Annotated in this window: 14 protein-coding genes; 8 read left to right on the forward strand and 6 right to left on the reverse strand. The window is 74.3% G+C overall.

Features of this window, described 5'->3' with window-relative positions; all coding sequences use genetic code 11:
• Positions 1 to 133: 133 nt before the first annotated feature.
• Positions 134 to 1,162, reverse strand: coding sequence for an L-threonine 3-dehydrogenase (tdh, locus tag HYE82_RS24590; protein WP_179176328.1), 1,029 nt, complete (start codon positions 1,160 to 1,162; stop codon positions 134 to 136).
• 226 nt (positions 1,163 to 1,388) lie between these two features.
• Between tdh and HYE82_RS24595 the strand changes: the two genes are divergently transcribed.
• Positions 1,389 to 2,300, forward strand: coding sequence for an alpha/beta hydrolase fold domain-containing protein (locus HYE82_RS24595; protein WP_179176329.1), 912 nt, complete (start codon positions 1,389 to 1,391; stop codon positions 2,298 to 2,300).
• A gap of 105 nt (positions 2,301 to 2,405) precedes the next feature.
• On the opposite strand, the gene HYE82_RS24600 is transcribed toward HYE82_RS24595, so the two are convergent.
• Positions 2,406 to 3,131, reverse strand: a complete 726-nt coding sequence (locus HYE82_RS24600) for a class I SAM-dependent methyltransferase (protein WP_179176330.1) — start codon at positions 3,129 to 3,131, stop codon at positions 2,406 to 2,408.
• A 558-nt stretch (positions 3,132 to 3,689) separates the two neighbouring features.
• On the opposite strand from HYE82_RS24600, the gene HYE82_RS24605 reads away from it, so the two are divergent.
• Positions 3,690 to 5,888, forward strand: coding sequence for a SpoIIE family protein phosphatase (locus HYE82_RS24605; RefSeq protein WP_179176331.1), 2,199 nt, complete (start codon positions 3,690 to 3,692; stop codon positions 5,886 to 5,888).
• A 101-nt stretch (positions 5,889 to 5,989) separates the two neighbouring features.
• Here the strand turns inward: HYE82_RS24605 and HYE82_RS24610 are convergent, their stop codons facing one another.
• Positions 5,990 to 7,798 (reverse strand): glycoside hydrolase family 15 protein, encoded by a 1,809-nt coding sequence (locus tag HYE82_RS24610; RefSeq protein WP_179176332.1) that lies wholly within the window; start codon positions 7,796 to 7,798, stop codon positions 5,990 to 5,992.
• A gap of 182 nt (positions 7,799 to 7,980) precedes the next feature.
• Positions 7,981 to 8,544: a DoxX family protein gene (locus HYE82_RS24615; protein ID WP_179176333.1), complete on the reverse strand. Its 564-nt coding sequence runs from the start codon at positions 8,542 to 8,544 to the stop codon at positions 7,981 to 7,983.
• A 125-nt stretch (positions 8,545 to 8,669) separates the two neighbouring features.
• Here HYE82_RS24615 and HYE82_RS24620 point away from each other — a divergent pair, with 125 nt between their 5' ends.
• Together HYE82_RS24620 and HYE82_RS24625 are read left to right on the forward strand one after the other, a co-directional pair.
• On the forward strand, positions 8,670 to 9,131 hold the full coding sequence (locus tag HYE82_RS24620) for a MarR family winged helix-turn-helix transcriptional regulator (RefSeq protein ID WP_179176334.1): 462 nt from the start codon (positions 8,670 to 8,672) through the stop codon (positions 9,129 to 9,131).
• Between the two features lie 44 nt (positions 9,132 to 9,175).
• Positions 9,176 to 9,478 (forward strand): YkvA family protein, encoded by a 303-nt coding sequence (locus HYE82_RS24625; RefSeq protein WP_179176335.1) that lies wholly within the window; start codon positions 9,176 to 9,178, stop codon positions 9,476 to 9,478.
• A gap of 261 nt (positions 9,479 to 9,739) precedes the next feature.
• Here HYE82_RS24625 and HYE82_RS24630 read toward each other — a convergent pair whose 3' ends face one another.
• Entirely contained in the window at positions 9,740 to 10,384 is a 645-nt protein-coding gene (locus tag HYE82_RS24630) for an alpha-ketoglutarate-dependent dioxygenase AlkB (protein ID WP_179176336.1), read from the reverse strand.
• Between the two features lie 177 nt (positions 10,385 to 10,561).
• On the opposite strand from HYE82_RS24630, the gene dhaK reads away from it, so the two are divergent.
• The 3 genes from dhaK to HYE82_RS24645 all read left to right on the forward strand — a co-directional run bounded on the left by dhaK (position 10,562) and on the right by HYE82_RS24645 (position 12,645).
• Complete coding sequence (dhaK, locus tag HYE82_RS24635) at positions 10,562 to 11,560, forward strand: dihydroxyacetone kinase subunit DhaK (RefSeq protein WP_179176337.1); 999 nt, start codon at positions 10,562 to 10,564, stop codon at positions 11,558 to 11,560.
• Between the two features lie 87 nt (positions 11,561 to 11,647).
• Positions 11,648 to 12,244: a dihydroxyacetone kinase subunit DhaL gene (gene dhaL, locus HYE82_RS24640; protein WP_179176338.1), complete on the forward strand. Its 597-nt coding sequence runs from the start codon at positions 11,648 to 11,650 to the stop codon at positions 12,242 to 12,244.
• Positions 12,241 to 12,645 carry a PTS-dependent dihydroxyacetone kinase phosphotransferase subunit DhaM gene (locus HYE82_RS24645; protein WP_179176339.1) on the forward strand — a complete coding sequence of 135 codons (405 nt, stop codon included), beginning with the start codon at positions 12,241 to 12,243 and terminating at the stop codon, positions 12,643 to 12,645. The genes dhaL and HYE82_RS24645 overlap by 4 nt, the downstream gene beginning before the upstream one ends.
• Positions 12,646 to 12,754: 109 nt before the next feature.
• On the opposite strand, the gene HYE82_RS24650 is transcribed toward HYE82_RS24645, so the two are convergent.
• A complete protein-coding gene (locus HYE82_RS24650; protein ID WP_179176340.1) occupies positions 12,755 to 13,138 on the reverse strand; it encodes an RNA-binding S4 domain-containing protein in 384 nt (127 codons plus the stop codon).
• A 548-nt stretch (positions 13,139 to 13,686) separates the two neighbouring features.
• Between HYE82_RS24650 and modA the strand changes: the two genes are divergently transcribed.
• Positions 13,687 to 14,511, forward strand: a complete 825-nt coding sequence (modA, locus tag HYE82_RS24655) for a molybdate ABC transporter substrate-binding protein (protein WP_179176341.1) — start codon at positions 13,687 to 13,689, stop codon at positions 14,509 to 14,511.
• The last annotated feature ends 134 nt before the right edge of the window (positions 14,512 to 14,645 follow it).

The raw sequence follows: 14,645 nt of genomic DNA on the forward strand, positions 1-14,645 counted from the left end.
ACTCCGCAGTCCCCGCCCGGCCGGAGGGTGGTGCGTGATCTGCCGGGCGGGGACTGCGGAGTGCGGGCGCTCCGTAGCCCCGCCCGACCGCCCGATCCGCCCGATCTGCCCGACCCGTCCGGTTTCCGGCCCGTTACGCCGTCCAGTCCAGGATGATCTTGCCGCTGCGGGCCGTGGCCGCCTCGTCGAAGGCTGCCTCGAAGTCGCGGTGCGAGTAGCGGCCGGTGATGACCGGGCTGAGGTCGAGCCCGCCCTCCAGCAGCACCGTCATCGCGTACCAGGTCTCGAACATCTCCCGGCCGTAGATGCCCTTGATCGTGATCATCGAGGTGACGATCTTCGCCCAGTCGACCGGGAACTCCTGCGCCGGCAGGCCGAGCATGGCGATCTTGCCGCCGTGCGTCATGTTGTCGATCATGTCGCGCATGGCCTCGGGGCGGCCGGACATCTCCAGGCCGACGTCGAAGCCCTCGCGCAGCCCCAGCCGGGCCTGCGCGTCGGCGATCGTCGCGTTCGAGACGTCGAGCGCGAGGGTGGCGCCCGCCTTGCGTGCGATCTCCAGGCGCTCCGGACTGACGTCGGTGATGACGACGTTGCGCGCACCGGCGTGCCGGGCGACGGCCGCCGCCATGATGCCGATCGGGCCCGCGCCCGTGATCAGGACGTCCTCGCCGACCAGAGGGAAGGACAGGGCGGTGTGGACGGCGTTGCCGAACGGGTCGAAGATCGCCGCCACGTCCAGGTCCACGGTGGTGCGGTGCACCCACACGTTCTGCGCGGGCAGGACGACGTACTCGGCGAAGGCGCCGTCCCGCCCGACGCCGAGGCCGACGGTGCTGCGGCACAGGTGGCGGCGGCCTGCCAGGCAGTTGCGGCACTTGCCGCAGACGAGGTGGCCCTCGCCGCTGACGAGCGCGCCGATCTCGACGTCCTGGACGTCGCCGCCGACCGCGGCGACCTCGCCCACGAACTCGTGGCCGAGGACGAGCGGGGTCTTGACGGCGCCCTGCGCCCAGCCGTCCCAGGAGCGGATGTGCAGGTCGGTGCCGCAGATGCCGGTGCGCAGCACCTTGATCAGCACGTCGCCGGGGCCGTACTCCGGCTCCGGTACGTCCATCAGCCACAGCCCGGGTTCGGCTTTGTGCTTGACGAGTGCCTTCATGGTGTGGCTCCAGGCATGTGCAGAGGGCACCGCGACCACAGGGGCTGGTGCGGCGTGTTGATGGGACCAATCTGCCGACCGGGCGGTGATCGGTCCATCGAGGATTTCTTAAGCGGGTCGACAGCCCAGCTTCACGAGCCGGGCTTCACGCCTATGCTCCTTCCGTACAGGGCTGTGGCCTGGGCACGGGCCGTCAGTCGGGGCAGGGAACGGGGAGGTGCCGAGCGTGCCGAGTCTGCGCAGCAGGGCGCTGTCGGTCGCGCTGATCGCGGCGGGGTGGCGAAGACGGTTCGCGAGCGCGGAGGCGGTGCACGCGCGGGTGGCCGAGTCGGCCCGCCGCCCGGCGTCGCATCTGCCGCCCCGGTCGCTGGGCCGGGTCGCGGAGGTGTCGCGCACCTTCGTGGGCGCGTGGCCGGTGTACGACGTGGCGCCGCGCGGGGCGGAGCCGACGGCCCGGGTGCTGTACGTGCACGGTGGCGGCTACATCCACGAGTTGGTCCGGCCGCACTGGGCGATGATCCGGACGCTGGTGACGCAGGCGCAGGCCCGGGTGGTCGTACCGGCGTACATACTCGCGCCGCGGGGCACCGCGGACCGGACGGTTCCGGTGGCCGCGGACCTGCTCAGCGGCCTGATCGAGAGCGGCGGCGACGGCGGCACGGTGCTCATCGGGGATTCGTCCGGCGCCGGGCTGGCGCTGGCTGCCGCGCAGCGGCTGCGCGACCGTACGGGGGCCCAGCCGTCCCGGATCGTGCTGATCTCGCCGTGGCTGGACCTGACCATGAGCCACCCGGACCAGGCGGCCTTGGAGGCCGACGACCCGGTGCTGGCGCGGCCGGGCCTGCTGGAGGCCGGCCGGCTGTACGCGGGCACCCTGGCGGCGGACGACCCGCAGGTGAGCCCGCTGCGGGGCTCGTTCGGGGGGCTCGCGCCGCTGACGGTGTTCACGGGCACCCGGGACGTCCTGAGCCCCGACAGCAGGGAGCTGCTGCGCCGGGCGCGGAACGCGGGCGCGGAGGTGGAGTTCCACGAGGAGCCGGGGCTGCCCCACGCGTACCCGCTGCTCCCGGTGCCGGAGGGGCGGGCCGCCCGGGACCGGATCGTGGAGCTGATCAGGGCGGCGGCGGAGGAGGAATGACCTCCGACCCCCGCGTCAGACGGTTTCACACCAGGCCGTTTCACGTCAGACCATTTCATACCAGGTCGTTTCACACCAGGCCGTTTCCCACCAGGCCGTCTCGTGTCAGGCCGTGCAGGTCATCAGGGAGCTGATGGGCCAGGCCCGGTATCCGGTCCAGTAGGCCTCGTCGCGCGCGGCGTCCGCGGGTGGGGTGCGGTTGGGCTGCCAGGCGACGGTGCCGAAGCCCGCCTCGACGGCCGCTTCGGCGAAGTCGGAGTGCGCCCATTCCCGGTACTCGAAATCGATCGCGGGTTCGGTGAGGAGCTGCGCCTTCAGCAGCGGTGCGTCGCCCTCCGGTACACGTCCGACGATCCGGACGCCGTACGGCGACCAGTCGACGTGCGGGTACGCGCCCGCGTTGAGGACGATGGCGAGCAGGCGGCCGCCTGCGCGCAGGTTGGCGCGGATGGAGCGGAACATGGCGTGCAGCGAGTACCGGTCGGGCGCGTGGTTGAACAGGTGCACTGCAGTGGCCAGGTCGAAGGGGCCCATCTGCGGCAGTTCGGCGGCGTCGGCAACGACGTACTCGATGGCGGCGGTGTCGTGGGTGCGGGCCAGGCGGATCATCTCCTCGGAGATGTCCACGCCGACGGTGCGCCGGGCGCCGCCGCGGGCCAGCAGCCGGGTGTTGTGGCCGTGGCCGCAGGCCAGGTCGAGCGTGTCGAGTCCGCGGACCCCGCCGAGCGCGTCGAGCGCCCCGAGCAGGGTGTGGGTGTCGGCCGCCGAGAACGCCGCCGTGGTCTTGGACTCCACGAAGCGCTCGCCGATGGTGTCGTACTGGAACCGCATGGTCTGCCTTCCGGGGGCGGGTGGGGCGCGCGTGCGTATCGTGCCCCGTTGCGCAGCGGGCGACGGCGCGGACGCGGGCCGCTCCCCCGGACGGGTCGGCGTTCGGGTCAGTCCGTACGACGTCCGGGCTGCGCGGGCTCGGCAGGCACGGGCGCGGAGGTGTCCGGCGCGGGAGGGGCGGGCGACGGGCGAACCAGCGACGGGCGACGGGCGACGGGCGAACCAGCGGGGCCGACGACGAACCGGCGGGGTGAGCCGGATGCGGAGCAGCGAGAGCCGGATGCGGAGCAGCGGATGCCGGGGCGGGCGGCGCCGAGCATGCGCTCGTCGAAGCGCTGCCGGATCCGCGGATCTTCGCCTCGCGCCCGCTGCTTGCGCGGTGTACGCCTGCTGCCTGCTCGTGCTGTCGGTGGGGAGGGCCTGTGCGCGCTCTCGCTTGACGATGAGCGTGGCCAGAGAGCTGTCGGCGTACCCGGCCGGTCCGGGGGCCGGGGAGGCCGCGCGGTCAGCGCACTGGCGTCCGGGGCCTGCCGGGCCGCAGGGCCGCCCGGCGCCGGGATGCAGCTCGGCGCGTGCCGGAGGCATGCTGGCTGTGTGACGGCGAGACCGGACAGCGGCCCCGCCCGCGACGCCACGGCCCGGGTGCTGGTACGGGCGGCGGGCGAGGCCGTGCAGGCCGTCGGCGGGTTCGCGGGCGGCATTTACCTGCGCTCGGGATCCACGGGACTGCTGTTGCTGGCCGTGCTGACGGGGCTGCCGGGGTCGCTGTACCGGCCGTGGTGGCGGATGCACGTGAACCGCCCGTTCCCGGTCGCCGAGGCCTACCGCAGCGGCCGGTCCGTCCATCTGCCGGACGCGGATGAGGCCATGCGGCGCTTCCCGCAGCTGATGGCCGGTCTGCCGTTCCCGTTCGGGTCGCTGTACGAGCCGGTGGGCGCCGGCCAGGACCGGTTCGGGGTGCTGTTCGTGCTGCGGCCCGCGACGCCGGGCCTCGGCGTGGGGTCTGCCGAGGGGAAGCGGCTCCAGGCGGTAGCGGAGGGGCTGGCCGCGGAGCTCGCGGAGCTGGAGGCGGCCGGGGAGCCGGTGTCCTGGTGCGGCGATCCGGTGATGGTTCCCTCCCCCGGGCGGGCGCACGGCGCCCGGGAGGCCCTGGACCGGCTCACGCAGGCGGTGGTGTCCGTGGATCGCGGGGGCAGGATCCGCCACGTCAACGCGGCCGCCTGCCGACTCGGCATGGGCGGGCCGGAGCTGCGCGGCCGGGTGCTGTGGGAGGCGCTGCCCTGGCTCGGGCATCCCGCGTACGAGGACCACTTCCGGGCGGTGTTCATGTCCGGGGGGCCGGTGCACTTCGCGGCCCTGCGGGGTCGGCAGGCGTCCGGGGAGTGGGTGTCGGTGGATCTCTACCCCGCCGACGACGGGGTGACCGTGGTCATCGGCACAGCTGCCGGGCAGCCCGCGTCCGCGCCCGAATCGGCCGTCCGGCCCGGCCCGGGGCCGGCCGCCGCCGCGGACCGGGCCCCGGCCCTGTACCGGCCGGTGGCGCTGGCGATCGCGCTGACGGAGGCGGTGACGGCCCGCCAGGTGTCGGCGGTGGTGACGCAGGAGTTGCTGCCCGCCTTCGGCGGCCGCCAGCTGGCGATCTACCTGCTGACCGAGCGGCATCTGTACCTGGCGTGGGAGACGGGCTTCCCACAGGGCTTCCTCGACCGCTTCGACGGGGTGGGGCTCGATGCCCGGCTGCCCGGCGTGGAGACCCTGACCACGGGTCGGCCGATGTTCTTCGAGTCGATGGAGCACCTGGCGGCCGCGTACCCGGGGATCCCGCTGGACGCGCACGTCGGCGCGCGCGCGTTCCTCCCGCTGATCGCCTCGGGCCGGCCGGTGGGCTCGTGCATCCTCGGCTTCGACGCGCCGCGCGGGTTCAGCCCGGAGGAGCGTACGGTGCTGACGGCGCTGGCGGGGCTGATCGCGCAGGCCCTGGAGCGGGCCCGGCAGTACGACTCGGAGGCGGCGCTGGCGCGCGGGCTGCAGTCGGCGCTGCTCCCGCACCGGCTGCCGGTCCGGGAGAACGTGGTGACGGTGGGCCGCTACCTGCCGGGCACGGTCGGCATGGACGTGGGCGGCGACTGGTACGACGTGATCGAGACGGGTACGGGCCTGCTGGCCCTGGTCATCGGGGACGTGCAGGGGCACGGGGTGGCGGCCGCGGCCACCATGGGCCAGCTGCGCAGCGCGGTACGGGCGTTCGCGCTCAGCGGGAACGCCCCGCAGGACGTGGTGGCCGGCACCAACCGGCTGCTGATCGACCTGGACCCGGGACAGTTCGCGAGCTGCTGCTACGTGGCTCTCGACCCGGATTCGGGCCGTGCGCTGGCGGTGCGGGCCGGGCACCCGCAGCCGCTGCTGCGCCATCCCGACGGGCGGACCGAGGTACTGGAACTGCCGGGCGGGGTCGTGCTGGGCGTCGACGCGGACGCGGTGTATCCGGTGACGCAGCTGCAGCTGGAGGAGGGGGCGGTGTTCGCCCTGTACACGGACGGGCTGGTGGAGAAGCCGGGCACGGACTTCGACGTCGGGGTGGACCGGCTGCGGTCGGCGCTGGCGGCGGCCCGGCCGTCCCCGCTGGCGGAGACGGCGGCCCGGCTGGTGGCGGAGGCAGGGAGCAGCGTCGAGCGGCCGGACGACATCGCCCTGCTGCTGGCCGCGCGTACGGCCGGGGACGGAGCGGCAGCGGCAGCGGCAGCGGCAGCGGAGTGACGACGCCGCGGCGCCGCCGCGGCGCAGTGGGGGGACGACGCGGCGCAGTGGGAGAACGGCGCGGCAGTGGGACGGCGCGGCGGCCGGCGCTGTCCCGCCCGTCACCTGGGGCGTGCAGGGTGTCCCCCGTCGAAGCCCAGGGTGAGGGCGGTGTTCACCAGGCCGATGTGGCTGAAGGCCTGCGGGAAGTTGCCGAGCTGGCGGCCGGCGGCGGGGTCGTACTCCTCGGCGAGCAGTCCGACGTCGTTGCGGACGGCCAGCAGTCGCTCGAACAGCTCCCGGGCCTCCTTCTCGCGGCCGGTCAGGTGCAGGGCGTCGGCGAGCCAGAACGAGCAGGCGAGGAAGGCGCCCTCGGCGCCGGGCAGCCCGTCCACGGACGGGCCTTCGGTGCTGTAGCGGCGGACCAGACCGCTGCTGCCGAGTTCGGCCCGGACCGCGTCGACGGTGCCGATCACGCGCGGGTCGTCGGGGGGCAGGAAGCCGACCCTGGGGATGAGCAGGGTGGCCGCGTCCAGTTCGCGGGAGCCGTAGTACTGGGTGAAGGTGTTGCGGTCGGGGTCGTAGCCCTTCTCGCAGACGTCCGCGTGGACGGCGTCCCGCATCGCCCGGAAGCGCTCCGTGTCGCCGTGCTGCGAGGGGTCGCCCTCCAGGGTGCGTACGGCCCGGTCGGCGGCGACCCACGCCATCACCTTGGAGTGGACGAAGTGGCGGCGGGGGCCGCGCACCTCCCACAGGCCCTCGTCCGGCCGGTGCCAGTTCTGCTCCAGGAAGTCGAGGAGGGCGAGCTGGATCCGCCAGCCGTGCCGTTCGGCGGGCAGGCCGGCCGAGCGGGCCAGGTACAGGCTGTCGAGGACCTCCCCGTACACGTCGAGCTGGAGCTGGTTGACGGCCGCGTTGCCGACGCGGACGGGGGCGGAGCCGGCGTAGCCGCGCAGCCAGGGCAGTTCCGCCTCCGGGATGCGCCGTTCGCCGCCGATGCCGTACATGATCTGCAGGTCGGCGGGGTCGCCGGCGATGGCGCGCAGCAGCCACTCGCGCCAGGCGCGGGCCTCGTCGAGGAAGCCGGTGGAGAGGAGGGAGCCGAGGGTGAGGGTGGCGTCGCGCAGCCAGCAGAAGCGGTAGTCCCAGTTGCGGACGCCGCCGATCTCCTCGGGGAGGGAGGTGGTGGCTGCTGCGGCGATGCCGCCGGTGGGGGCGTACGTGAGGGCTTTGAGGGTGACGAGGGAGCGGGTCACCGCCTCCCGGTAGGGGCCTTCGTAACGGCACTGGTCGGACCAGGCCCGCCAGTCGGCGAGGGTCTGCTCCAGGGCTTCGTGCGGGTCGATGGGCTCGGGGCGCGCATGGTGCGAGGGGTGCCAGGTAAGGACGAAGGCGACGCGTTCGCCGGGGGCGACGGTGAACTCGGAGCGGGTGCTCTTGGCCTGGCCCCAGGTGCGCACGGGCGGTTCGCTGCGGAACCATGCGGAGTCGGGGCCGGCGACGGCGACGCGCTCGTTGCCGCCGCAGCGGCGGACCCAGGGGACGACGTGCCCGTAGTCGAAGCGCAGGCGCAGGGTGCTGCGCATGGTGACGCGGCCGGAGACGCCCTCGACGATCCGCATCAGCTCGGGGGCGGCGTCGCGCTGCGGCATGAAGTCGATGACCTTGACGGAGCCGCCGCCGGTGTCCCAGTGGCTCTCCAGGACGAGGGTGCCGTCGGCGTACGCGCGGCGGGTGCACTGCTCGTCGTCGGCGGCGTCGGCCGGGGCGATGCGCCAGTGGCCGTTCTCCCGGTCGCCGAGGAGGGCGGCGAAGCAGGCGGCCGAGTCGAACCGCGGCAGGCACAGCCAGTCGACGGACCCGTCGCGGCCGACGAGCCCGCAGGTCATCAAGTCGCCGATGAGGGCGTAGTCCTCGATGCGTTGCCTCATCTGAGCGCTTTTCCCCTGTATGCGCCGACCCAATCAGCGCCGGGGCGGGTGGCCGCCCGCCGCCGGCCGCTCTGGGACGCCTCCGCGGGCCGCCGCCGGCGGCCGCTGGGGCGCGGGGCGGCCGCCGACTCCGCGGGGCGGGCGGCCGGGGCGGCAGCGGCGGCCGGCTCCGCCGGGTCGGGCTACTTGCGGACGAGGAGCGTGACGACCGCGAGGACGACGCCGAGGGCGACGGCGAGGGCGCCGTGGGCGAGGCGGTGGCCGCGCAGCACGGGCAGCATGCGGTCGGCGGCGTACCGGCCGGGTCCGGTGAGGGCGAGGGCGGCGGCGCCGGCGACCAGGAGGATCTCGTACTCGATGCCCCCCTTCTGGGCGAAGAACGAGCCGGTGCCGTGCACGGCGATCGCGTTGATCATGGTGCCGACGACAGCGGCGCCGGCGAGCGGGGTGAGCAGGCCGACGGCGAGGCCGAGGCCGCCCAGGGTCTCGGTCAGGCCCGCGACGACGGCCATGGCCTCGCCGGCCGGGTAGCCGCTGGCGGTGAAGAACTTCCCGGTGCCGCTGATCCCGCCGCCCCCGAACCAGCCGAAGAGCTTCTGGCTGCCGTGTGCGGCCATGGTGAGGCCGAGGACGATGCGCAGGAGCAGGAGGCCGGCGTCGTGTGCGGGGGTGGAGAGCGCGAGGGCGGCGGCAGCGGCCGGGGCGGCGGCCTGCGGCTTCGTCGCGGTGGCGGAGGGGCTGGTCATGGGGGGATCCTTCCGGTCGGGCCGCCCTCGGCGGAGAGGAGTGGCTCAAGTAGTTCAAATTCGAACGTGACTGTCCGACCCTAGACCATTGATTCAAATTGGAACAACCTGTGTAGGCTGGGCGCATGGCTGAAACGAGATGGCTGGACGATCGGGAGATGCGCGCCTGGAGGGCCTTCCTGGCCGCATCGGCCATGGTGAACCGGCATCTCGACCAGCAGCTCAAGGACGACTCCGGGCTCTCGCACCCGCAGTACGAGATCCTCGTGCGGCTCGCCGCGGCCCCCGACCGGGAGCTGCGGATGACGGAACTCGCCAATGGCCTGATCAATTCGAAGAGCGGGCTGACCTACCAGGTCACCCAGCTGGAGAAGGCCGGACTGGTCCGGCGCCGCAGCTGCCCTTCCGACGTGCGCGGCGTCTTCGCCGTCCTCACGGACGCGGGCAGCGCCCGCCTGGAGGAGGCCGCCCCCGGGCACGTGTCCGCGGTCCGGGAGGTGCTCATCGACGTCCTCACCCCCGATCAGCTCGACGCGATCGCCGCCGGCCTGGGCGAGGTCGGCAACCGGCTGCGCACGCAGGGCTGAGGCCCCGAAGGGACAGGGCCCGGAGGAAGGGGTATAGAGGCGGCATGGACGCTTCGGTCTGGCTGATGATCGTCGCGGTGCTCGCCCTCGGGCTGGCCGCCGCGGCCGCCGTGCTGCTCGTGCGGGTCTTCAGGACGCGGCGCCTGCTGCTCGACGCGGGGATCCCGCTGCGCGACAAGGCGCTGTTCTGGCTCGCCGTCGTCTACACCGTCTCGCCGGTGGACCTGGTGCCGGACCCGGTGTACCTGGACGACATCGGCGTATTGCTGCTCGCCCTGCGCTCGCTGCAGGCGGCGGCGTCCGCGGTGCGGTCCGGCGGCCGCCCGAAGGAGGCGGAGGAGGCCTGACCCGGCGGGGTCCGGGCCGGCGGGGTCCGGACCTCGTGGTCCGCACCCGGCGGAGGACGTCCACGCCGGCTTCGAGCGCGAAGTGGAGGCGCTCGAACCGGGCGCCCTGGACACCGGCACCCCGGGCGGGGCGACCCGGGCGGGGCGGCCCGGGAGTGCCGCTTCCACAGGCATCACCGAGCTGAACGCGGGGGCTTCCGAGGCACCGCCCGGACCGAGGCCCCTGCCCGCGCTCCGGCGGGGGCCGGCCCCGGCCCGTTCTCAGCGCACGCCCCGGGGGCGGAACTGGATGCTGATGCGCGGGCCCACTGCGCGGGTGGACTTGGGCACCGCGTGCTCCATGGTCCGCTGGCAGGAGCCGCCCATCACGGCGAGGTCGCCGTGCCCGAGCGGCAGCCGCAGGAGCGTGGGGCCGCCGCCGCGCGGACGGAACGCCAGGTCGCGCGGGTCGCCGACGGAGACGATCGCGACCATGGTGTCCTCGGTGGCGGAGCGGCCGATGCGGTCGCCGTGCCAGGCGACGCTGTCCCGTCCGTCGCGGTAGAAGCAGAGCCCGGCGGTGGTGAAGGGCTCGCCGAGTTCGGCGGCGTAGTGCCGCGTCAGGACGTCACGGGCCTCGGTGAGCACCGGATGCGGGAGGATCTCGCCCTCCTCGTAGAAGGCGAGCAGGCGCGGCACGTCGACCTCGCGCTCGTACATCTGCCGGCGCTCGGCCCTCCAGGGCACGCACGCGGCGAGCCGCTGGAAGAGGGTGTCGGCACCCGAGAGCCAGCCGGGCAGGTGGTCGACCCACGCCCCGGCCCCGAGCGGAGTGCGCTGCATGCCCCCGAGGGGGCCCGGGCGGATCTCGTCCCCCTGGTCGAAGAGGGAGGCCTGGAGTGCGGGGAGGCCCTGGATGGTGCGCATGGGACCAGCGTAACGCGCCACTCGAACAAATGCTCGACCAGCGTGCGGACCCGGCCGCCGACATCACCCGTCGCGGCCGTTCGGTGACGATGTGCGGTCCGGGCCGCATAGGCTCGCCTCCGTCCCGACCTGCTCGGCCACTTTGCCGCTCCACCACTCGTATACCGGGGAGACGCCATGAGGATGCTGATCAACAGTCCCGAGACCGTCGTCGCCGACGCGCTGCGCGGCATGGCGGCCGCCCATCCCGAGCTGCAGGTCGACGTGGAGCGGCGCGTCGTCGTACGGCGCGACGCGCGCGCGGGGGGCCGGGTAGGGCTGGTGTCGGGCGGGGGCTCCGGGCACGAGCCGCTGCACGGCGGCTTCGTCGGGTACGGGATGCTGTCGGCCGCGTGCCCCGGGGAGGTCTTCACGTCGCCGGTGCCCGACCAGATGCTGCGGGCGGCCACCGCCGTGGACGCCGGGCAGGGGGTGCTGTTCGTCGTCAAGAACTACACCGGGGACGTGCTGAACTTCGAGATGGCCGCCGAACTCGCCGAGGAGGAAGGCCTGCGGATCGAGCGGGTGCTGGTCAACGACGACGTCGCGGTCCCCGGGAGCCCGGCGGAGCGGCGGGGCACGGGCGCCACCTTGTTCGTCGAGAAGATCGCAGGGGCGGCCGCGGAGGAGGGCGCCCCGCTGGAGCGGGTCGCGGCCCTCGCCCGGCGGGTGGCCGAATCCTCACGGAGCTTCGGGGTGGCGCTCAGCGCGTGCACGACGCCGGCGAAGGGCAGTCCGACGTTCGACCTCCCGGACGGGGAGCTGGAGCTGGGCATCGGCATCCACGGCGAGCCGGGCCGCGAGCGGCGGCCGATGATGCCGGCGCGGGAGATTGCGCGGCTCGCGGTGGACGCCGTACTGGCGGAGCCGGCGGAGGCGGGGCCGGCCGACGGGCCGGTGCTCGCGCTCGTCAACGGGATGGGGGCGACGCCGCTGCTGGAGCTGTACGGGTTCCACGCGGAGGTGGCCGCGGTGCTGGCGGAGCGGGGGGTGCCGGTGGCGCGGGCCCTGGTCGGAAACTACGTCACCTCCCTGGACATGGCGGGGTGTTCGGTCACGCTGTGCCGGGCGGACGAGGAGCTGCTGCGGCTGTGGGACGCGCCCGTGCAGACGCCGGCCCTGCGCTGGGGCCGCTGACCGCGGGGTGGCGGGGACCGGCGCGCCGGGTACGGGGTGTGGGGTGTCGTGTGACGTATGCGGCAAGTCGAGGCGAGGAGAACCGGGTTGCGTGACGCAGACTTCTTCCGGCGCTGGATGGCGGCCACCGCCGCGGCGGTGGAGCAGGAGGCGGATCGGCTGACCGAGCTCGACTCCCCCATCGGGGACGCCGACCACGGGGTCAACATGCTGCGGGGATTCACGGCCGTACGGGAGGTCCTGGACGCGGAGGGGCCCGGGACACCCGGGGCGGTGCTCCGACTGGCCGGGCGGACCCTGATCTCCACGGTCGGCGGGGCCTCCGGCCCGCTGTACGGGACGCTGCTGCGACGGACCGGCAAGGAGCTCGGGGAGGCCGCCGAGGTCTCCGACGACGCCCTGCGCGAGGCGCTGTACGCGGGCGTCGGCGCGGTGGCGCAGCTGGGCGGGTCCGCGCCGGGCGACAAGACGATGCTGGACGCGCTGGTCCCCGGGGTGGCGGCGCTGAGCACCTCGTACCGTGCGGCCGGGGACGCGGCGCAGGACGGCGCGCAGGCCACGGTGCCGATGCTGGCCCGCAAGGGCCGGGCCCGCTACCTCGGCGAGCGGAGCATCGGCCACCAGGACCCGGGGGCGACCTCGGCCGCACTGCTGCTCGGGGCCCTCGCGGAGGTGGCCGGATGACCGCGGAGACGGTGGGAATCGTGCTGGTGTCGCACAGCGCCCGGGTCGCGGAATCCGTGGCGGAGCTGGCGGTTGGCCTGGCCGCGGGCGGGCCCGTGGCCCCGGTCGCCGCGGCCGGCGGCACCGCGGACGGCGGGCTCGGCACGAGCGCGGAGCGGATCGCCACGGCCGTACGGGAGGTGGACCGCGGGGCGGGGGTCGCGCTGCTCGCGGACCTGGGCAGCGCGGTGCTGACGGTGAAGGCGCTGCTGGCCGAGGAGGAACTGCCGCCGGGGGCACGGCTGGTGGACGCGCCGTTCGTGGAGGGGGCGGTGGCGGCGGTGGTCGCCGCATCGGCGGGCGCCCCCCTGGACGCCGTGGCCCTGGCCGCCTCCGAGGCCTACACCTACCGCAAGACCTGACCCGCCCGGGCAACCCGGGCGCGGTCACCCGGCATCGGGGAGACCACCCCGCCCCGCGTCCCCGTCCACGACGCGGACGCGAGCGGTCGCGTGACAGGCCGGACGAGCCCTAACGGCCGCGGAGGGTGTTGAGTTCGCGGCGGTCCCGCTTCGTGGGGCGGCCCGTGCCGCGGTCGCGGATGCCGACGGCGGCGGCCTCGACGGCGGTGGGGGCCGGCGGGCTGTTGTCGATGAAGCACTCGGCGGCCACCGGCGGGCCCACCCGCTTCGTCACCAGCCGCTTGACCACCACCACGCGCTCGCGCCCCGCGTGGAACAGCCGGACCTCATCACCCGCCTTCACCGACTGGGCCGGCTTCGCGCGTTCCCCGTTGACCCTCACGTGTCCCGCGCGGCAGGCCGTCGCCGCGATCGAGCGGGTCTTGGTCAGGCGGACCGACCAGATCCAGGCGTCCACCCGTGCGGTTCCCGTTTCGGTTGCTTCAGCTGCCATGCCCCGACTCTAGCGATCCGCCGGCCCGGACGGGTGCACCCTTCGGCGGACCTTCAGCGGACCTTTGGCGGAACAGCCAATCAAGCAGGCATCTGCCATGGAGATCATCCGAAGAGAATTGTAAATGCGCGCTGTCTGCCCCTACCGTGTCGCACATGCAGTCCTCCACCACAGGCCAGGCGGCGTGTCTGCTGGGCGTCAGCCCGGACACCGCCCGCCGCCGGGCCGACTCCGGCCGGGTCGCGGCCCATCGCGACCGGGCCGGTCGGCGGCTGATCGACGGCCGCGACCGGGCCCCGCTCTCCGTCGAGGTCGGCCGACGGGCCCCCACCGAGGACGAAGAGCCGTACACCTCGGCCCGCAACGCGTTCCCGGGCGTCGGCACCGCCGTGACGCTCGGCGACGTGTCCGCCCGGGTCGAAATCCAGGCGGGCCCGCACCGGCTGGTCTCACGCGTTTCGTCACCGCCCGCTCCGCCGTCACCGGCGCGGGTCGCCACGTGCAGCCGGCCGCCTTCCGCCCGCCGACCCGACCGAGGAGCACCAGCCATGTCCCTCCCCGTGAACCGCCGCAGCGCCGTGGCCTCGGCCTTCGCCGCAGCCCTGCTCGTCCCCGCCCTGTCGGGCTGCACCAGCAGCGAGCCGAAAGCCGGCGACGCCGGATCCGGCACGAGCGCCTCCGCCCCGTCCGGCGCCGCGTCGAGGGCCGCTAACCTCACCGTCCTCGCCGCGTCCTCGCTCACCGACGCGTTCAGGACCGCGGGCGCCGCGTACGGGAAGGCCCACCCCGGCACGAGGATCACGTTCTCCTTCGCGGGCTCCCAGGAGCTCGCCGCCCAGGTCAGGCAGGGCTCCCCGGCGGACGTGCTCGTGACCGCCGACACCAGGACCATGGACGGCCTGAGGGGCGAGACCGGCGAGCCGTCGGTCATCGCCAAGAACCGCCTGGTCATCGCGACCGGCAAGGACAACCCGTTCAAGATCGCCGCGCTCAAGGACCTGGCCGACAGCAGGATCAAGGTGGTGCTCGCCGCGCCCGAGGTCCCGGTCGGCCGTTACGGCAAGCAGATCCTCGACGCCCAGAGGATCGAGGTGAAGCCGGTCTCCCTGGAGCCGAACGTCCGCGCCGTGCTGAGCAAGGTCGAGCTCGGCGAGGCCGACGCCGGCCTCGTCTACAAGACCGACTCCACCAACTCCGCGGACAAGGTCGAGACCGTCGAGATCCCCGACGAGCAGAACGCCGTGGCCTCGTACCCGGCCGCGACGCTCAAGCAGTCCAAGAACGCCGAGGCCGCGGCCGCCTTCGTGGCCTGGCTGAGCAGCCCGGAGGCCCAGAAGATCCTCCAGGACGCGGGCTTCCAGAAGGCCTCCTGAACGGCGTCCGCGTCCGCCCGCCCGACGCCGGGCGCCGGGCGGGCGGGACTGCCCGTCCCCCGGTTCGGCCGGTCCCTATCTCTTATACACATATGACGCTGCCGACGACGCTCGCGGTGTAGATGTCGGTGGCC

Source organism: Streptomyces sp. BR123 (assembly GCF_013401435.1).
GTDB lineage: Bacteria > Actinomycetota > Actinomycetes > Streptomycetales > Streptomycetaceae > Streptomyces.

Excerpts from the sequence above, each read along its gene's own strand:
- tdh (WP_179176328.1), bottom strand. The coding sequence starts at position 1,162 with ATGAAGGCACTCGTCAAGCACAAAGCCGAACCCGGGCTGTGGCTGATG.
- HYE82_RS24600 (WP_179176330.1), bottom strand. The coding sequence starts at position 3,131 with ATGCGGTTCCAGTACGACACCATCGGCGAGCGCTTCGTGGAGTCCAAG.
- HYE82_RS24605 (WP_179176331.1), top strand. The coding sequence starts at position 3,690 with ATGCAGCTCGGCGCGTGCCGGAGGCATGCTGGCTGTGTGACGGCGAGA.
- HYE82_RS24610 (WP_179176332.1), bottom strand. The coding sequence starts at position 7,798 with ATGAGGCAACGCATCGAGGACTACGCCCTCATCGGCGACTTGATGACC.
- HYE82_RS24615 (WP_179176333.1), bottom strand. The coding sequence starts at position 8,544 with ATGACCAGCCCCTCCGCCACCGCGACGAAGCCGCAGGCCGCCGCCCCG.
- HYE82_RS24620 (WP_179176334.1), top strand. The coding sequence starts at position 8,670 with ATGGCTGAAACGAGATGGCTGGACGATCGGGAGATGCGCGCCTGGAGG.
- HYE82_RS24625 (WP_179176335.1), top strand. The coding sequence starts at position 9,176 with ATGGACGCTTCGGTCTGGCTGATGATCGTCGCGGTGCTCGCCCTCGGG.
- HYE82_RS24630 (WP_179176336.1), bottom strand. The coding sequence starts at position 10,384 with ATGCGCACCATCCAGGGCCTCCCCGCACTCCAGGCCTCCCTCTTCGAC.
- dhaK (WP_179176337.1), top strand. The coding sequence starts at position 10,562 with ATGAGGATGCTGATCAACAGTCCCGAGACCGTCGTCGCCGACGCGCTG.
- HYE82_RS24645 (WP_179176339.1), top strand. The coding sequence starts at position 12,241 with ATGACCGCGGAGACGGTGGGAATCGTGCTGGTGTCGCACAGCGCCCGG.
- HYE82_RS24650 (WP_179176340.1), bottom strand. The coding sequence starts at position 13,138 with ATGGCAGCTGAAGCAACCGAAACGGGAACCGCACGGGTGGACGCCTGG.
- modA (WP_179176341.1), top strand. The coding sequence starts at position 13,687 with ATGTCCCTCCCCGTGAACCGCCGCAGCGCCGTGGCCTCGGCCTTCGCC.